17 protein-coding genes are annotated in these 18,163 nt (G+C 64.3%); 12 read left to right on the top strand and 5 right to left on the bottom strand.

The genetic code is table 11. The features are described from left to right. Window positions 1-41: 41 nt before the first annotated feature. Window positions 42-728: a response regulator transcription factor gene (locus B0G62_RS18525; protein WP_027815974.1), complete on the bottom strand. Its 687-nt coding sequence runs from the start codon at window positions 726-728 to the stop codon at window positions 42-44. Between the two features lie 119 nt (window positions 729-847). On the opposite strand from B0G62_RS18525, the gene B0G62_RS18530 reads away from it, so the two are divergent. Beyond that, entirely contained in the window at window positions 848-1,078 is a 231-nt protein-coding gene (locus B0G62_RS18530) for a DUF3717 domain-containing protein (protein WP_103705678.1), read from the top strand. A gap of 163 nt (window positions 1,079-1,241) precedes the next feature. On the opposite strand, the gene B0G62_RS18535 is transcribed toward B0G62_RS18530, so the two are convergent. Together B0G62_RS18535 and phhA are read right to left on the bottom strand one after the other, a co-directional pair. Further along, window positions 1,242-1,568 carry a 4a-hydroxytetrahydrobiopterin dehydratase gene (locus B0G62_RS18535; RefSeq protein ID WP_279629761.1) on the bottom strand — a complete coding sequence of 109 codons (327 nt, stop codon included), beginning with the start codon at window positions 1,566-1,568 and terminating at the stop codon, window positions 1,242-1,244. A gap of 143 nt (window positions 1,569-1,711) precedes the next feature. Then, window positions 1,712-2,620, bottom strand: a complete 909-nt coding sequence (phhA, locus tag B0G62_RS18540) for a phenylalanine 4-monooxygenase (RefSeq protein WP_103705680.1) — start codon at window positions 2,618-2,620, stop codon at window positions 1,712-1,714. 141 nt (window positions 2,621-2,761) lie between these two features. Between phhA and B0G62_RS18545 the strand changes: the two genes are divergently transcribed. Next, entirely contained in the window at window positions 2,762-3,253 is a 492-nt protein-coding gene (locus tag B0G62_RS18545) for an Lrp/AsnC family transcriptional regulator (RefSeq protein WP_027815978.1), read from the top strand. Window positions 3,254-3,285: 32 nt separating this feature from the next. Here B0G62_RS18545 and B0G62_RS18550 read toward each other — a convergent pair whose 3' ends face one another. Beyond that, entirely contained in the window at window positions 3,286-3,813 is a 528-nt protein-coding gene (locus tag B0G62_RS18550) for a class IV adenylate cyclase (RefSeq protein WP_103705681.1), read from the bottom strand. Between the two features lie 194 nt (window positions 3,814-4,007). After that, window positions 4,008-4,895, bottom strand: coding sequence for a LysR family transcriptional regulator (locus tag B0G62_RS18555; protein WP_103705682.1), 888 nt, complete (start codon window positions 4,893-4,895; stop codon window positions 4,008-4,010). 136 nt (window positions 4,896-5,031) lie between these two features. Here B0G62_RS18555 and B0G62_RS18560 point away from each other — a divergent pair, with 136 nt between their 5' ends. The 10 genes from B0G62_RS18560 to B0G62_RS18605 all read left to right on the top strand — a co-directional run bounded on the left by B0G62_RS18560 (window position 5,032) and on the right by B0G62_RS18605 (window position 18,162). Continuing rightward, window positions 5,032-6,564 (top strand): CoA-acylating methylmalonate-semialdehyde dehydrogenase, encoded by a 1,533-nt coding sequence (locus B0G62_RS18560; protein ID WP_103705683.1) that lies wholly within the window; start codon window positions 5,032-5,034, stop codon window positions 6,562-6,564. A 15-nt stretch (window positions 6,565-6,579) separates the two neighbouring features. Further along, window positions 6,580-8,283 (top strand): GMC family oxidoreductase, encoded by a 1,704-nt coding sequence (locus tag B0G62_RS18565; protein ID WP_103705684.1) that lies wholly within the window; start codon window positions 6,580-6,582, stop codon window positions 8,281-8,283. 402 nt (window positions 8,284-8,685) lie between these two features. After that, window positions 8,686-9,465, top strand: a complete 780-nt coding sequence (locus tag B0G62_RS18570; protein WP_103705685.1) for an ABC transporter ATP-binding protein — start codon at window positions 8,686-8,688, stop codon at window positions 9,463-9,465. After that, window positions 9,462-10,238, top strand: coding sequence for an ABC transporter ATP-binding protein (locus B0G62_RS18575; RefSeq protein WP_103705686.1), 777 nt, complete (start codon window positions 9,462-9,464; stop codon window positions 10,236-10,238). Before B0G62_RS18570 ends, B0G62_RS18575 begins: the two co-directional genes overlap by 4 nt. A gap of 108 nt (window positions 10,239-10,346) precedes the next feature. Further along, the gene (locus B0G62_RS18580; RefSeq protein WP_103705687.1) at window positions 10,347-11,564 is read left to right on the top strand and encodes an ABC transporter substrate-binding protein; all 1,218 of its coding nucleotides are present in this window, start codon (window positions 10,347-10,349) and stop codon (window positions 11,562-11,564) included. A 108-nt stretch (window positions 11,565-11,672) separates the two neighbouring features. Beyond that, window positions 11,673-12,557, top strand: a complete 885-nt coding sequence (locus B0G62_RS18585; protein ID WP_103705688.1) for a branched-chain amino acid ABC transporter permease — start codon at window positions 11,673-11,675, stop codon at window positions 12,555-12,557. Then, window positions 12,557-13,528, top strand: coding sequence for a branched-chain amino acid ABC transporter permease (locus B0G62_RS18590; protein WP_167401309.1), 972 nt, complete (start codon window positions 12,557-12,559; stop codon window positions 13,526-13,528). The genes B0G62_RS18585 and B0G62_RS18590 overlap by 1 nt, the downstream gene beginning before the upstream one ends. Window positions 13,529-14,262: 734 nt before the next feature. Further along, entirely contained in the window at window positions 14,263-15,429 is a 1,167-nt protein-coding gene (locus tag B0G62_RS18595) for an ABC transporter substrate-binding protein (RefSeq protein WP_103705690.1), read from the top strand. Between the two features lie 412 nt (window positions 15,430-15,841). Next, window positions 15,842-16,954, top strand: coding sequence for an ABC transporter substrate-binding protein (locus B0G62_RS18600; protein ID WP_407671214.1), 1,113 nt, complete (start codon window positions 15,842-15,844; stop codon window positions 16,952-16,954). A 152-nt stretch (window positions 16,955-17,106) separates the two neighbouring features. Beyond that, window positions 17,107-18,162: a branched-chain amino acid ABC transporter permease gene (locus B0G62_RS18605; protein ID WP_103705691.1), complete on the top strand. Its 1,056-nt coding sequence runs from the start codon at window positions 17,107-17,109 to the stop codon at window positions 18,160-18,162. Window position 18,163: the final 1 nt, after the last annotated feature.

Here is an 18,163-nt window from a genome sequence, read left to right on the forward strand (position 1 = left end):
CGAGACGCCCTGGCGTGCCGACCGAGGCCGGCACCGGGGCTTTAAGCCGCCTGGCGGATTTCCTGCAGCAGGTAGCCGAAGCCGCGCACCGTGACGATTTCGACACGGCAGTTTTCGAGCTTCTTGCGTACGCGGTGCACATAGACTTCGATCGCAGTGTCGCCGAGATCGCCGCCGAAGTGCGTGAGGTGGTCCTGCAGTTGCGCCTTGCTCACGACGCGGCCATGACGCAGCAGCAGCATTTCGAGCACCGCGAATTCGCGCGGCGAGAGTTCGAGCGGCTTGTCGTCGTTGAAGATGCGGCGATCGACGCCCGACAGGCGCACGCCGCCAAGCGACACTTCAGGACGCGGCACGTCGCCATGCGGGCCGCTGCGGCGCATCACGGCGCGAATGCGCGCTTCGAGCTCGGCCGGTTCGAACGGCTTGAGCATGTAGTCGTCGGCGCCCGAATTGAGGCCTTGCACGCGGTCATTGAGTTCGTCACGCGCGGTCAGCACGATCACGGGCGTATGACGGTTGCTTTGACGGAAGCGCGACAGCAGCGTCATGCCGTCGATGCCCGGCAGGCCGAGGTCGAGGATCACGAGCTCGTGACGGTTCTGCGTGAGGGCCTGTTCGGCGAAGATGCCGTCGTGGACCATGTCGACCGTGAAGCCGGCTTGTTCGAGGCTGGACTGGATGCCGCGTGCGATGGGGCGGTCGTCTTCGATCAGAAGGAGTCGCATGGAATTCGCTCAAGTACAATGGGTTTAGCGTTCAGGCACGCCGTTCGCGGGCGCCGCGGATGAAGCGGCGGCGCAGACCGGGTGGCGCCGCGTGCAACAGTTGCACGATCACGACCAGCATGTCCGATATTTCGATCACCGAACTCGAAGCCGCGATCAACTTCTGGCGCGACCGCTCGCCTTCGAGCGGCGACGAACTCGCGTTGTGCCAGGAGGCAAGTGCGCTCTCAAGGCCATATGCGCTGCTGATTGTACAGCGTCGGAACGTCTTCTCACCGGAACGTTTGGACCCTGAAGCACGCATTGCCTGGGAGTCTTACGTGTCCCTCAAGAATGGCCTTCAAAGCTGAAGGTTTCGACGTCCGATACCCTGCATTATGCTTTCATCGCAGCGCATCTGCTCGCGGCGCGCCGTGCGCTTCGTTGTCTGACGCACGACGCACGCATTGCGCTGACTCGCGCTGACTCGCGTTTCCCCGGCATCTGCCGATGAGCGTCGTTCCATGCGGCTGCTCAGGTCGCGAGCGGTCCCGGCGCGATCGAATCGATGAAGCTTGCCAGTTCCACATCGCGCGTCGTGAGGCCGTCGGCCTCGTGCGTAGAGAGCGTAATTTCCACGCGGTTATAGACGTTGAACCACTCGGGATGGTGATTCATTTCCTGCGCCTTGATCGCCACGCGCGTCATGAAGCCAAAGGCTTCGTTGAAATCGGCGAAACGGAAATGGCGCTGGATGGCGTCGCGGCCCGCGACGGATTGCCAGCCATGCAGGCCGGCGAGCTGCGAGGCGCGTTCTTCGGAAGTGAGTCGGTTGATCATGGTGGCACCTGTATGCGTTATACGTTTCGCGCCCGGCAACAGGCCGGGCCGATGATTGATTCTTCCACGGATGTCCCGGGCGTGCGAGCGCGCGCCGGGCGTACTGCGGCAATCGGCGCAGTACGCCCGGCCGAGGCCTTGCGTTGGCGTAAGCGCGACGCGCGCTAAACGTCGCCGTCGGCGAGCCAGCCTTCGCGCGTGCCGCGCGTGTAGACCGTGTCGCTCGCCAGCACGTCGCCGGCGCCATGAGGCTCCACGGCGATGAGCGGCTCAGGGTCCGCCAGGCGTGCCGCAATGCCCGCGCCCAGCGCGTCGAAGAGTTGCGCGAACGAGTCGATCACAAAATAGGTCTTCTGGAACGTGTCGATGCGATAGCGCGTGCGCAGCACGCGGTCGAGATCGAAGGCAAGCCGGTTGGGCGCGGCGCTTTCCACGCTGTAGAGCGATTCGCCCTTGCTCGACACGATGCCCGCGCCGTAGATCTTCACGCCCTGCGCGGCGCCGGGTTTTGCGTCGGCATCGCGCATCAAGCCGAATTCCACCGTGTACCAGTAGAGCCGCGCGAGCAGCGGCAGGGCGCGGTCTTCGACGGCGAGCGCCGCGCGTCCGTAGGCGTGGATCGCATCGGCGAAAACCGGGTCCGCGAGCAGCGGCACGTGGCCGAACAAATCGTGGAAGCAGTCCGGCTCCTGCAGGTAGTCGAGCTGGTCGGGGCGGCGCATCCACCAGGTCACCGGAAAGCGGCGGTTGGCCAGATGCTCGAAGAAGATGCGATCGGGCACGAGGCCCGGCACGGCGACGATACGCCAGCCCGTGGCGGCCATCAGGCGCTCGCTCACGGCGTCGAAGTCGGGTACGTGCGCGACGTTCAGGCCGATGCGCTGCGCGCCCTCGATGAAGGCCTCGCAGGCGCGGCCGTCGAGCAGCGCCATTTGCCGCCGGTAGAGCTGATCCCAGACCGCGTGATCGACCGCGCCATAGCGTTCGCGCGGCTGGTCGATGGTGAAATCCGCGCGGGTTTCGAGGCCCGCGTCGAACTGTTCCTGCAGTTTGGCGGTGGCGGCGATGGCCATGTTCGTAACGCTCCACTAAAAGCACTTGCTGAAAGGCAAGTTTAGAGCGGAGTGCGTGCGGGAGGTGCGCGTTTCGGGTGGTGTATCGCCGTCACATGCGATAATCGTGCGTCACTTGGCTATTCAATGCAGGATATTTTCATGCTCGAACTCGATCACTTCGATCTTGCGCTGCTCGACGTTTTGCAGCGCTTTGGCCGCGCCACGCATCAGCAGCTTGGCGAACAGGTGCCGCTCTCGCCTTCGCAGATTGGCAGGCGCTTGCAGCGGCTGGAGGCGTCGGGGGTGATCGACGGCTATCGCGTCGTGTTGCGGCCCGAAAAGCTCGGGCTGGGCGTGACGGCGTTCACGAGCCTGAAGTTGAAGCACCACGGCGATTCGATCATCGAGCAATTCCAGCAGCAGATCGACGTGCTGCCGGAAGTGCTCGAATGTCATGCCGTGGTGGGCGACGCCGATTATCTGCTGCGCATCGTGGCGCCGGATCTGAACGCGCTGTCGTCGTTCGTGATGAAGAAGCTGATGCGGGTGCCCGGCGTGGACAGCGTGCGCTCGAACATCGTGCTGACGACCTTCAAGCGCAACGGCCCGCTGCCGCTGGGGCATCTGGAGCCGGGCGCGGCGCCGCTCTGAGGCGTGCCGCGCTTCAATCACTTCAGGGCGGGTTACGCGGCCTGTGCCGGCGCGTTGAGCAGATCGACGTAAGACAGCGCCACGAGATCGCTCTCGTCCACGCCGAGCTTCTTGAATACGGCTGCCGCTTCCGCTTCGCCGCCTTGCTCGTCGTCGTCGGGGGCGAGCACCACTTCCAGTTCGACGAAATCGCCCAGGCCGTCCACACGGTCCAGGTGGATGCGCGTGCGGCCCACCAGGTACACCTGGCGCTCCTTCGAGACGATGCCGCGCGTGGTGAGCGCGGTGGCCAGCAGCGAATGCATCGCTTCGGCGTTGGTGACGGGGCTGCGCGTGTAGTACGAGGCCTTGGGGCCGTCGCGGTCGTCGCGCTGGTAGAAGATCAGCTCGGGCGGCGTGCCGTCGTCGAATTGACGCAGCTTCAGGCGGCCGCGCGGCACATCGTAGAAGAAGTCCTGCTGGCGAAAGATCAGCGGCGCATCGGATGCGAGCTGGGCGGCGCGCTCGCGCAGGGCGTCGAAGTGACGGGCGCGGGCTTTGATTTCGATGTTGCGGGCCATGCAAGCTCCTGTTGGTACGAGGAAACAATCGGCGAGGCTCGAAACGCACCGCTGCGAAAAACGCGGCGCGAATTCCGAATCTAGCAAAACTTGCGTGACCGCGCTGTTACACCGATGACAGTTTTTCCGGTTTTCGATGTCAGGCGAGTAAGGTTAGACGTAACCCCGTCGCGCCGCATGTTCATGAGCGCGGCTCATATCGCCCACTGGGTTTCGATGGCCTTGAGCGCCGCTGCGATGGCGGGCTCGTCGCGCCGTGCCGCGAGCGTGATGAAGGTGAGTTCGGTGGGCACCGTCACGCCTTCGACGATGGTGAGCGCGTGCGCATGCGCCTCCGCTATGGCCGTGGCGTCGCGCGCGAGCGTGAGTCCCACGCCCGATTTCACGAGATCGAGCATCGACGGCTCCTGATCCACTTCCGCCACCTTGTTGGGCCTCGCCCCGGCGGCTTCGAACAGACCGGACAGCAGCCGGTTATGGGCAGACGCCGGCGGCGTCCAGATCCACGGCAACGCAGCGAGCGCACGCCAGTCGCGCGCGCCTTTCACCCGGTCTTTCCAGCCTGCGGGCGCGAGCACGCGGTACTGGAAGCGCGTCAGCGTGAGGGTGTGGAAGGTATCGGGATCCGGGCCGGGCTGGCCGATGTAGTAGCCCACGTCGAGTTCGCTTGCGCGCACCTGATCGAGCACCCAGCCCGACATGCCGTGGCGCAGCGCGGTTTCGATCTGCGGCCAGGTCTCGACCAGCTGGCGCAGAAAGCCGCCCAGGCGCAAAAACGCCGGATCGAGGATGGTGCCGATGCGCAGCTTGCCGCGCACCTCATGCCGCAGCGCAGCAGCGGCGCGCTGCACGTCGGCGGCGGCGCTGAGCGCGCGCTCAGCATGGGGCAGCAGCGCCTGGCCGTCGCGCGTGAGCGTGAGGCCGTGCGAGGTGCGCGTGAAGAGCGTGACGCCCAGCGTTTCCTGCAGATGCTTGATCTGCAGGCTCACGGCGGGCTGCGTGAGATGCAGATGCGTGGCCGCGCGCGTGAGATTGCCCTCGCGCGCGACCGTCGCGAACGCCCGCAACAAGGTCAGGTCCATGCGCTGATATTAACGCGCCTTATATCGCATTTGAGGATTAATCATTGGATCGGCGCGGCGTCGTGCGATTACGCTAAGGGCCGATCTGCACATCGCGTGCGGACCCGGACGATAAACCTCCATCGAAGAGGGACACATGAGCGAGACACATCGTAGCGAGGCGAGCGAGCGCGCCGTCGCGCAGCTTCCGCATTTCATCAACGGCCAGGCGCTGGACGCCACCAGCGGCCGTTATGCCGACGTTTTCAATCCCGCCACCGGCGCAGTGAGCGCACGCGTACCGCTCGCGAGCGTGGCCGAGGTCGATGCGGCCGTCGCCGCCGCGCAGGCCGCTTTCCCGGCCTGGAGCGAGACGCCGCCAATCAAGCGCGCACGCGTCCTCTTCAAGTTCAAGGAACTGCTCGACCGCCATCACGACGAACTGGCCGCGCTCGTCACGCGCGAGCACGGCAAGGTCTTCTCCGACGCAAAAGGCGAGGTGATGCGCGGCATCGAGATCGTCGAATTCGCGTGCGGCATTCCCAATCTGCTCAAGACCGATTTCACCGATCAGATCGGCGGCGGCATCGACAACTGGAATCTGCGGCAGCCGCTTGGCGTCGTCGCGGGCGTGACGCCGTTCAACTTTCCGATGATGGTGCCGTGCTGGATGTTCCCGGTCGCGCTCGCGTGCGGCAACACCTTCGTGTTGAAGCCATCCGAGCGCGATCCGTCGGCCTCGCTGCGGCTCGCGGAACTGCTCAAGGAAGCCGGTTTGCCCGATGGCGTGTTCAACGTCGTGCACGGCGACAAGGTGGCGGTGGACGCGCTGCTCGCGCATCCGGACATCGCCGCGCTGTCGTTCGTCGGCTCCACGCCGATCGCGGAATACATCTACACGGAAGGTACGAAACGCGGCAAGCGCGTGCAGGCGCTCGGCGGCGCGAAGAATCATCTCGTCGTGATGCCCGACGCCGATCTCGACCAGGCCGTCGATGCGCTGATTGGCGCGGCGTATGGATCGGCGGGCGAGCGCTGCATGGCGATCTCGGTGGCGGTGGCCGTGGGCCATATCGCCGACGAACTGATCCAGCGCCTCACGCCGCGCGTGAAAGCGCTCAATATCGGCGACGGCATGAACGAGGCCTCGGAGATGGGGCCGCTCGTGACGGCGGCGCATCGCGCGAAGGTGCAAGGCTATATCGACGCGGGCGTGAGCGCCGGGGCGAAACTCGTGGTGGACGGGCGCGGCCACACGGTCGCGGGGCGGGAAAACGGCTTCTTCCTCGGCGGCACGCTGTTCGACGACGTGAAGACCGATATGTCGATCTATCGCGAGGAGATTTTCGGGCCGGTGCTGTCGGTGGTGCGCGTGCCGGATTTCGCGAGCGCGGTCGATCTCATCAACGCGCACGAGTTCGCCAATGGCGTGTCGTGTTTCACGTCCGATGGCGGCGTGGCGCGCGCGTTTTCCCGGCAGATCAAGGTGGGCATGGTCGGCATCAACGTGCCGATTCCGGTGCCGATGGCGTGGCATTCGTTCGGCGGCTGGAAGCGCTCGCTGTTCGGCGATCATCACGCTTATGGCGAAGAGGGCGTGCGCTTCTACACGCGCTACAAGAGCATCATGCAGCGCTGGCCGGACAGCATCGCCAAGGGCGCCGAATTCACCATGCCGGTGGCGAAGTAAGCGAGGCGATCGATCATGTCTGCAACTTCTGGCGCTGAAGCCGGCCGCCGCATTGAGGGCGAATTCGATTATGTGATCGTCGGCGCGGGCACGGCGGGCTGCGTGCTCGCCAACCGCCTCACGCAGGACCCGGACGTCACCGTGTTGCTCATCGAGGCGGGCGGCAAGGACGACTATCACTGGATTCACATTCCGGTCGGCTATCTCCACTGCATCGGCAACCCGCGCACGGACTGGCTCTACAAGACCGCCGCCGAAAAAGGCCTCAACGGGCGCTCGCTGGCGTATCCGCGCGGGCGCGTGCTCGGCGGATCGTCGTCGATCAACGGCATGATCTATATGCGCGGCCAGCGCGAGGACTACGACAACTGGGCGCGCGTCACTGGGGATTCGGGCTGGTCGTGGGATTCGGTGCTGCCGGTCTTCAAACGCAGCGAGGACCACCACGGCGGCGCGAACGAATTTCACGGCGCAGGCGGCGAATGGCGCGTGGAGAAGCAGCGCCTCAAATGGACGATTCTGGAAACGTTCGCGCAGGCGGCGCAGGAGCAGGGCATTCCCGCGACCAGTGACTTCAATCGCGGCAATAACGAAGGCGTGGGTTACTTCGACGTGAACCAGAAGCGCGGCGTGCGCTGGAATGCGTCGAAGGCGTTCCTGCGCGCGGCGATGAAGCGGCCCAATCTCACCGTCGTCACCGGCGCGCTCACCGAGCGCGTGATCTTCGAGGGCAAGCGCTGCGTGGGCGTGGATTATCGTGGCGACGTTCCCTATCGTGCCCGCGCGCGTTGCGAGGTGATCCTGAGCGCGGGCGCGGTGAACTCGCCGCAACTGCTGGAGCGCTCGGGCATTGGCGATGCTGCGCGGCTGGCGCGGATCGGCGTGGATGTCGTGCAGGATCTGCGCGGCGTGGGCGAGAACCTGCAGGACCATCTGCAACTGCGCATGGCGTTTCGCGTGAACGGCGTGCGCACGCTCAACACGGCGTCGGCGCACTGGTGGGGCAAGCTGTTGATCGGCATGGAATATGCGCTGATGCAAAGCGGGCCGATGTCGATGGCGCCCTCGCAACTCGGTGCGTTCGCGAAGTCGGATGCGAGCGATCCGGACCTCACGCGTCCCGATTTGCAGTACCACGTTCAGCCGCTTTCTCTCGATCGCTTCGGCGAACCGCTGCATCGCTTCAATGCGTTCACGGCGTCGGTGTGCAATCTGCGGCCGACTTCGCGCGGCAGCATTCACGCGGTCTCCGCGCGCGCCGAGGACGCACCTGCGATCGCGCCGAACTATCTCTCGACTGAACACGATCTGCGCGTGGCCGCCAACGCGCTGCGTCTGACGCGCCGCATTGCGGCGTCGGCGGCGCTTGCGCGCTATCAGCCGCACGAGATCCTGCCGGGGCTGGCGTTCCAGAGCGAGAGCGAGTTGCGCGAGGCGGCGGGCAATATCGGCACGACGATCTTTCATCCGGTGGGCACCTGCCGCATGGGCCGCGCCGACGACGCCGATGCCGTGGTCGATGCGCGCCTGCGCGTGCGCGGCGTCGAGGGGCTGCGCGTGGTGGATGCGTCGGTGATGCCGTTCATCACGTCGGGCAATACGAATTCGCCGACGTTGATGATCGCCGAACGCGCCGCGCAGATGATGCGCGAGGATCGGCGCGCGGGGACGGCCACGTCGGTGCGTGCAGAGGCGGTGGCGCCAGCACCCGTGGGGTGAAGCGACTGCTTAACTGCGCGCGGCAGGATCTGTAAAGGTAATCGGCGCGCAGCAAAGCCGGTGTTTCGGACCACTATCCAGGACACGCGCCGTGCCAGCGGCGCGTGTGATTTTGCACGTCGATGGTGCAGATGCAATGTATTTAACTTGCACCTATCTTGCTGCTATCGCGCGCCTATCGTCGCTTAAATTAGCGTGCCGAATTCCATGCTCTCTGCCGCTCACCCGTAAGTGCAAATCCCAATGATTGCGCTGCATCAATGGGGAGACAATGGCGCGGAATGACAAAAGCGGGGGAGGCATGCGCCGGAACATGGCGTGTCATGCATCGTCGTGCGTATTCCTGCACGAACCCATCGAAGCCAGTCGAAGCATCAGCCTTTACTTCGCGTGGAAGGGAACATGATTCTCGGCGACACGATTCTGGAGACACGCGGCCTCACGAAACAGTTCAAGGGCTTCACGGCCGTGAACGGCGTGAACCTGCGCGTGTGCCGCGGTTCGATCCACGCGCTCATCGGACCGAATGGCGCGGGCAAGACCACTTGCTTCAACCTCCTGACTAAATTCCTCGTGCCGAGCGCGGGGCGCATCGTCTTCAACGGTATCGACATCACCAGCGAGCGGCCCGCGCAGATCGCGCGGCGCGGCATCATCCGCTCGTTCCAGATTTCCGCCGTGTTTCCGCATCTCACTGCGTTGCAGAACGTACGCATCGGTCTGCAACGGCAACTGGGCACGGCGTATCACTTCTGGAAAAGCGAGCGCACGCTGGCCGAACTCAACGACCGCGCGATGGATCTGCTCACGCAAGTGGGCCTCACGGATTTCGCCGATGTGCCCACCGTCGAGCTGGCCTACGGACGCAAGCGCGCGCTCGAAATCGCCACCACGCTCGCGATGGAGCCGGAGCTGATGCTGCTCGACGAACCGACCCAGGGCATGGGCCACGAGGACGTTGACCGCGTGACGGCGCTCATCAAGAAAGTGTCGAGCGGACGCACGATCCTGATGGTCGAGCACAACATGAACGTGATCGCGGGCATCTCCGACACCATCACGGTCCTGCAACGCGGCGAGGTGCTGGCCGAAGGCAGTTACGCCGAAGTCTCGAAGAATCCGCTCGTCGCCGAAGCCTATATGGGCAGCGCCGATGCGGCGCTCGCGGGGGCGCACGCATGAGCACGGTGGCCGAACAACATGGCGAACAGCGCGGCGAGCACGACGCCGCAGCCGGGGAGGGCGAAAGCGCGCTGGAGATCGCGGGCCTGCAGGCGTGGTACGGCGAATCGCACATCCTGCACGGCGTCGATTTGACCGTTAAGCGCGGCGAGGTCGTCACGCTACTCGGGCGCAACGGCGCGGGCCGCACGACCACGCTGCGCGCGATCATGGGCCTCACGGGCCGGCGCACCGGGTCGATCCGCATCGGTGCGCGCGAAACGATCCACATGCCGACCTATCGCATCGCGCATTGCGGCGTGGGCTATTGCCCGGAGGAGCGCGGCATTTTCGCGAGCCTGTCGTGCGAAGAGAATCTGCTGCTGCCGCCTGAGATAGGGACAAAAAGCGGCGCGAAGGGCATGTCGCTCGACGAGATCTATTCGATGTTCCCCAATCTTACCGAGCGGCGTCACAGCCAGGGCACGCGTCTGTCCGGCGGCGAACAGCAGATGCTGGCTGTCGCGCGCATCCTGCGCACGGGCGCGAATCTGCTGCTGCTCGACGAGATTTCCGAGGGCCTGGCGCCCGTCATCGTGCAGACGCTCGCGCGCATGATCGTCACGCTCAAGTCGCGCGGCTACACGATCGTGATGGTCGAGCAGAACTTCCGTTTCGCGGCGCCGCTCGCCGACCGTTTTTATGTGATGGAGCACGGACGCATCGTCGAGCGCTTCGGCATCGCCGAACTCGAAGGGAAGATGCCGGTGCTGCACGATTTGCTGGGGGTCTAGTTTCCGTATCCGCATCACGCGTGCGCGGCGTAGCCCTGCGCGCTGATCTGTTTTGCCTCGCCTGAATAACAACGCTGCATAACAACGTAACCAGTGAAGGAGACAGCAATGAAGAAAACCACGTTCGCGCGGCTCGCGGCTTATGTTGCCGCCACGGCGGCAGCTACGGCGCTTTGCGCGGGGAATGCGCAGGCCGCGAACGACGCGGTGAAGATCGGCTTCATCACGGATATGTCGGGGCTTTACGCGGACGATGATGGCCAGGGCGGTCTCACGGCGATCAAGATGGCGATCGCGGACTTCGGCGGCAAGGTGCTCGGCAAGCCGATCGAGATCATGTACGCCGATCACCAGAACAAGGCCGATATCGCCGCGTCGAAGGCGCGCGAATGGATGGACCGCGACGGCCTCGACATGCTGCTCGGCGGCACGAATTCGGCGACGGCGCTGTCGATGAATCAGGTCGCGCTGGAGAAAAAGCGCGTCTATTTCAACACGGGCGCGGGCAGCGATGCACTGACCAACGAGCAGTGCACGCCGTACACGGTCCACTACGGCTACGACACGGTCGCGCTCGCCAAGGGCACGGGCCTCGCCGTGCTCAAGCAGGGCGGCAAGACGTGGTTCTTCCTGACCGCCGACTACGCGTTCGGCAAGTCGCTCGAAAAGAACACGGCGGACGTGGTGAAGGCCAACGGCGGCCAGGTGCTCGGCGAAGTGCGCCATCCGCTCTCGGCATCGGACTTCTCGTCGTTCCTGTTGCAGGCGCAGGCCTCGAAGGCGCAGATCCTGGGCCTCGCGAACGCGGGCGGCGACACCGTCAACGCGATCAAGGCCGCCAAGGAATTCGGCATCAACAAGACGATGAAGACCGCGGCGCTGCTGATGTTCCTGCCCGACGTGAACAGCCTCGGGCTGGAGACGACCCAGGGCCTCGTGCTGACGACCGGCTGGTACTGGGATCAGAACGACGCCACGCGCAAGTGGGCGCAGCGCTATTACGACCAGACGAAGAAGATGCCGTCCGAACTCCAGGCGGCCGATTATTCGGCGGTGACCAATTACCTGAAGGCGGTGCAGGCGGCCGGCACGACCGACGCCGACAAGGTCATGGCGCAGCTCAAGAAGACCAAGATCGACGACTTCTACACGAAGGGCGGCTATATCCGCCAGGACGGCGTGCTGATCCACGACATGTATCTGGTCGAAGTGAAGAAGCCCTCGGAGTCGAAGCGCCAGTGGGACTACTACAAGGTGGTGCAGACGATTCCCGGCGAGCAGGCCTACACGACGAAGGCGGACTCGAAATGCGCGCTGTGGAAGTAAGCGCAACGCTGGCCTGGTGAGAACGCGCGCGGCGCCTGGGTGCGCCGCGTGGCGTTGTGAACGCGTACAGGTTGTATTCCGCTAATCGTGCCGTTATAGGCGGCTTTCATGATGATTTTTGGCATTCCGCTGCCGGCCTTGCTCAGCCAGTTGCTGCTCGGGCTCGTGAACGGTTCGTTCTACGCGATCCTGAGCCTGGGGCTTGCGGTGATCTTCGGTATGCTCAACGTGATCAACTTCGCGCACGGCGCGTTGTTCATGCTGGGCGCGATGCTCACCTGGATGGGTCTCGCGTATTTCAACCTGCCGTACTGGGCGATGATCGTCATCGCGCCGGTCGTGGTGGGGCTGTTCGGCATGTTGATCGAGCGGTCGATGCTGCGCTGGCTGTATCGGCTCGATCATTTGTACGGACTCCTGCTGACTTTCGGCTTGACGCTCGTGGTGGAAGGGGTATTCCGCTCGATCTACGGCGCGTCGGGGCAGCCCTATGACGTGCCCGATGCGCTTGCGGGCGCAACCAACCTGGGCTTCATGTATCTGCCCAACTATCGCGCGTGGGTCGTGGTGGCGTCGCTGGCTGTGTGCTTCGCGACATGGTTCGTGATCGAGAAAACGCGGCTGGGCGCGTATCTGCGCGCGGGCACCGAAAACCCCAAGCTCGTCGAGGCGTTCGGCATCAACGTGCCGCTCATGGTCACGCTGACCTATGGCTTCGGCGTGGCGCTCGCGGCGTTTGCGGGCGTGCTGGCCGCGCCCGTGATCCAGGTTTCGCCGCTGATGGGCCAGCCGATGATCATCACGGTGTTCGCCGTGGTCGTGATCGGCGGCATGGGCTCGATCATGGGTTCGATCCTCACGGGGCTGCTGCTCGGCGTGATCGAGGGCTTCACGCGCGTGTTCTGGCCGGAGGCGTCGGCGACCGTGGTGTTCGTCATCATGGCGATCGTGCTGCTGATTCGCCCCGCTGGCCTCTTCGGCAAGGAACGATGATGCAAAGAAAAGTGCTTTATGCGCTGCTGCTGGTCGCGCTGATCGTGGCGCCTTATGCGGGCGGCTATCCGCTCTTCGTGATGAAGGCGCTGTGCTTCGCGCTGTTTGCCGCCGCGTTCAATCTGCTGATCGGTTATACGGGGCTGCTGTCGTTCGGTCACGCGATGTTCCTCGCGAGCGCGGGCTACACCACCGGCTACGCGATCCAGTCGCTCGGTTTCACGCCCGAACTGGGCGTGCTGGCCGGCACGGTGGTGGCGACGCTGCTTGGCGTGGTCGTGGGCATTTTCGCGATCCGGCGTCAGGGCATTTACTTCGCGATGGTCACGCTCGCGCTTGCGCAGATGGTGTACTTCGTTTTCCTGCAGGCGCCGTTCACGCACGGCGAGGACGGTCTGCAAGCCGTGCCGCGAGGCAAGCTGTTCGGCTTTTTCTCGCTCGATCCGGATCTGTCGCTCTACTACGTCGTGCTGGTGGTGATGGTGCTGGCGTTCGCGCTGATCGTGCGCATCGTGCATTCGCCGTTCGGCCAGGTGCTGGTGGCGATCAAGGAGAACGAGCCGCGCGCGATTTCTCTTGGCTACGACACCGACCGCTTCAAGCTGCTCGCCTTCGTGCTTTCGGCTGGGCTTGCGGGGCTGGCCGGGTCGCTCAAGGTGCTGGTGCTGGGCTTCGAGACGCTCGGCGACGCCTACTGGACCATGTCCGGCCTCGTGATCCTGATGACGCTCGTGGGCGGCATGGGCACGCTGTTCGGGCCGCTGCTGGGCGCGGCGCTGATCGTCGCGCTAGAGGACCGGCTGGGCGATATCGGCAGCGCGCTTGCGTCGGTAACGGGGGTGGAGTGGTTCCGCTCGTTGGGTGAGTCCGCAACCATCGTCACGGGGCTGATTTTTATCGCCTGCGTGCTGGCGTTCCGGCGCGGCATCGTCGGCGAGATCGTGGCGCGAGTACGGCCTCTCCGTGCCTGATCTGTGCCTGATTTGGGTCTGATTCGAGCTTTGATTCTGGCTTGCTTCACGTGGAAATTCGCGTGAGAATAAGCGCCTTCGTGTGCGACCCACACGTTGCCCGGATGCGCAGGCGGAATGCGTCAAATCCGTGTCAGTGCGCCCCATTTCGGTGCCGCCCTGCACCACTAGGGTAAATGCTAGTTGCCCGCCAGGGGTGTGAAAGTTAAAGTTTCACCTAGTTCTGATGCACCAAATTTGCAGGTGGAGAACGAGGAGACAACTGAGGCACAAAGTGCCCGGACAAGGAAGCGCAGTTGGATGAGAATCCAACTGCGCTTTTAATATTGTGCTTTGGCCAATGTCGCTAAAACACGCCTCGTTTTCCATTCTCGTCTTTCCCTCCTCCGCTTTCCCCCTTTCGTTGTTCTGCTGGCATTCGCCAATCATCGTTATCCATCGGTATTCCCGCGTCTTTCGCTCGACGGATATTGCGTCGCGGCGCGTGAATTACCCACCTCGCCGGCCTTGAGCCAACCCCGTATTTACCCGCCGTTGCATCCACGCTGTAAGCCGCTGGAAAGCGCTTGCCGCGCGAAACATCGCTCCGTTACACTCGCCATTCGCCGACCAGGCGGTCAGCATTATCGACCTGCGCTGATTGGCGCATCGGTGCGCGAACCCTGCCTGATTCGAACCCGGAAAGCGCTGCGTTTTCCGGCGCCATAAAGAAAACGATGATCGAAGGAGTGGAGATGCAGTCGGTTTGGCGTTGGATGAGCGCGGCCTGTGCCGCGACGGGGATGCTTGCCGCAACGGCAGGCGTGGCGCACGCAGACGTGAAGATTGGCGTGACGCTGTCCGCCACTGGCCCCGCGGCTTCGCTGGGCATTCCGGAAAAGAACACGGTCGCGCTGCTGCCGAAGGAAATTGCGGGGCAGAAGGTCGATTACCTCGTCCTCGACGACGCCACCGATTCCACCCAGGCCGTGAAGAACGCGCGCAAGCTCACGAGCGAAGATCACGTGGACGCGCTGTTGGGCTCGACCGTCGTGCCGAATTCGCTGGCGATGATCGACGTCGCCGCAGAAACCTCCACGCCGATGATTTCGATGGCCGCCGCCGCCTCGATCGTCGAGCCGATGGATGCAAAGCGCGCATGGGTCTTCAAGACGCCGCAGAACGATCAGTTGATGGCGGGCGCGATCGCGCGGCACATGGCCGCGCATGGCGTGAAGACGGTGGCCTTCATCGGTTTCGCGGATGCCTACGGCGAGAGCTGGTACAAGGCGTTCAGCGCGGCCGCGGCGAACCAGGGCATCAAGGTCGTCGCCAACGAGCGCTTCGCGCGTAACGACGCGTCGGTCACGGGCCAGGTGCTCAAGATGATCTCGCAGCATCCGGACGCCGTGTTGATCGCGGGCGCCGGCACGCCCGCCGCGCTGCCTCAAAAGACGCTCAAGGAGCGCGGCTACGCCGGCAAGTACTATCAGACCCACGGCGTCGCCAACAACGATTTCCTGCGCGTGTGCGGCAAGGATTGCGAGGGCACGTATCTGCCCGCCGGGCCGCTGCTCGTCGCCGATCAATTGCCCGACTCGAATCCCGTGAAGCAATCGGCGCTTGCCTACAAGGCCACCTATGAGAAGGCGTATGGCGCCGGCTCCATCTCCACCTTTGGCGGCCATGCGTGGGATGCGGGCCTGTTGCTCCAGCATGCGATTCCCGTTGCGCTCAAGGCCGGGCAACCGGGCACCCAGGCATTTCGCGAGGCGCTGCGCAAGGCGCTCGAAGCCACGCATGATGTGGCCGGCGCGCACGGCATCTTCAATATGAGCGCGACCGATCATGCGGGCCTCGATCAGCGGGCGCGCGTGATGGTGCAGATCGTCGGCGGCAAGTGGAAGCTGGCTGGCGATTGAGTTTCACGAGGAACGCACACGCATCGCACTCGACATACAAAGGCACGCTCCCTGGGACGTGCCTTTTTTGTTGCTGTCGCAACGATGCATCGAGCGGCGCGCCAGGCAGAGCAGGGCAGTAGGGCAGCAGTCGAAGCAGTCGGGCAGCAGCATCGCGAGCGGATCGCGCGGCGGCTTGTGCGGTGCCGCAGGCAGGGAAAACCATGCATCACACGCGCGTTTCCCGTTACTACACTCAAAGGCCGACGCGGCGGCGAGCACGTTGCGACACATCGCGGCACGACGTCGGCACAACAAATCGGCACGCAGACGAAGCGTTTGGAGACGCGCAATGAAAACGAAGTTGGCGATGAAGAAGTGGTCGAAGCAGTTGTCCCTGAGCGTGCTCAATGCCTCGCTCGCAGCGGCATTGATGAGCGTGGCAGGCGTGGCTGCGGCGCAGGTGAAGATCGGCGTGACGCTTTCGGCGACGGGGCCGGCGGCGTCGCTCGGCATTCCGGAGAAGAACACGATCGCGCTGCTGCCCAAGGAGATCGGCGGCAAGAGCGTGCAGTACATCGTGCTCGACGACGCGTCGGACACCAGCAAGGCCGTGCAGAACACCCACAAGCTGATCGACGAGGATCACGTCGATGCGATCATCGGGTCGTCGGTCACGCCGAACTCGCTGGCGATGCTCGATGTCGTCGCGCAGGGCAAGACGCCGATGATCTCGCTCGCCGCGTCGGCCGCGATCGTGCAGCCGGTGGACGACAAGCGTAAATGGGCGTTCAAGCCGCCGCAGAACGACAGCCTGATGGCTGACGCCATCGCGGGCTACATGGAGAAGCACGGCGTGAAGACCGTGGGCTTCATCGGTTTCACGGATGCCTATGGCGATAGCTGGCTCAGGGAATTCACCGCAGCGGCGACGAAGCACAATCTGAAGATCGTCGCGAACGAGCGCTATAACCGCACGGATTCGTCGGTGACGGGGCAGGCGCTCAAGCTGATGTCGGCGAACCCGGACGCGGTGCTGATCGCCGGTTCCGGCACGCCTTCGGCGCTGCCCGCGACCACGCTCAAGGATCGCGGCTACAAGGGCAAGATCTATCAGACGCACGGCGTCGCCAACAACGATTTCCTGCGGGTGTGCGGCAAGGACTGCGAGGGCGAACTGCTGCCCGCCGGCCCGATTCTCGTCGCCGACCAACTGCCCGATTCGAACCCGGTGAAGAAGTCGGCGCTCGCCTATAAGGCGGCCTACGAGAAGGCCTATGGCGCGGGCACGGTCGCGACCTTCGGCGGCCACGCCTGGGACGCGGGCCAGATGCTCCAGCGTGCGATTCCCGCCGCGCTCAAGACGGCGCAACCGGGCACCGAAGCGTTCCGTGTGGCGCTGCGCGACGCGCTCGAAAGCATCAAGGATCTGCCGGTCTCGCACGGCATCATGAACACCACGCCGACCGATCACAACGGCCTCGACGACCGCGCGCGCGTGATCGTGGAAGTCGTGGGCGGCAAGTGGAAACTGCAGGGCGATTAAGCCGCGCTGCGCAATCCCCCGTTGTCATATCGCTGAAGCGGCGCAGCCCGGTTGGCTGCGCCGCGCGCATTCCCGCCGTGCTGCAACTTCCCGCATCGCTCCCAACGTCGTCCTGACGTTGCCGGTTTCACGTGTTTCAGGAAAGAGGGGTTATGGATTTATCGATCGCCGCGATCCTCGCGCAGGACGGCATCACCACCGGAGCAATCTACGCGCTGCTCGCGCTCGCCCTGGTGCTGGTGTTCTCGGTCACGCGCGTGATCTTCATTCCGCAGGGCGAATTTGTTTCGTATGGCGCTTTGACGCTCGCCGCGCTGCAATCGCAGAAGTTTCCCGCCACCTGCTGGCTGCTCGTCGCGCTGGGTGCTGCGTGCTTCGTCGTCGAGACGGCCGCTCTCGTGCGTCATGCCGAGCGGCGCCGCCATGCTGCGCGCACGCTGGTGTCGCTCGCGGGCAAGTATCTGCTCTTTCCCATCGCGCTCTACGCGCTCACGCGCGGCGTGGCCGGGCAGCCATTGCCGATGCTCGCGCAGATCGCGCTCACGCTCGCCATCGTCGTGCCGATGGGGCCGTTCATCTACCGGCTCGCCTATGAGCCGATCGCCGAGGCAACCACGCTGCTGCTGCTGATCGTGGCGGTGGCGGTGCATTTCGCGATGGTCGGTCTCGGGCTTGTGATGTTTGGCGCGGAAGGTTCACGCACGACCGCGTTCTCGGACGCCAGCTTCAACATCGGCGCGCTGTCGATCTCGGGGCAGAGTCTCTGGGTCATCGGTACGGCGATCGTGTTGATCGTTGCGCTGTACGTCTATTTCGACCGCACGATTTCGGGCAAGGCGCTGCGCGCGACTTCGGTGAACCGGCTGGGCGCGCGGCTCGTCGGCATCGGCACGACGCAGGCCGGGCGGCTCGCGTTCACGCTCGCGGCGGGGCTGGGCGCGCTGTGCGGCGTGCTGGTCGCGCCGCTTACGACGATCTATTACGACTCGGGTTTCCTGATCGGCTTGAAGGGTTTTGTGGGTGCGATCATCGGCGGGCTAGTGAGTTATCCGCTGGCCGCAGCCGGATCCGTGCTCGTGGGCCTGCTGGAGTCGTACTCGTCGTTCTGGGCCAGTTCGTACAAGGAAGTGATCGTGTTCACGCTGATTATCCCGGTGCTGCTGTGGCGCAGTCTCTCCACGCCGCACGCCGAAGAGGAAGAGGAGTGAC

It is taken from the genome of Paraburkholderia eburnea, from assembly GCF_002917095.1.
Taxonomy (GTDB): Bacteria; Pseudomonadota; Gammaproteobacteria; order Burkholderiales; family Burkholderiaceae; genus Paraburkholderia; species Paraburkholderia eburnea.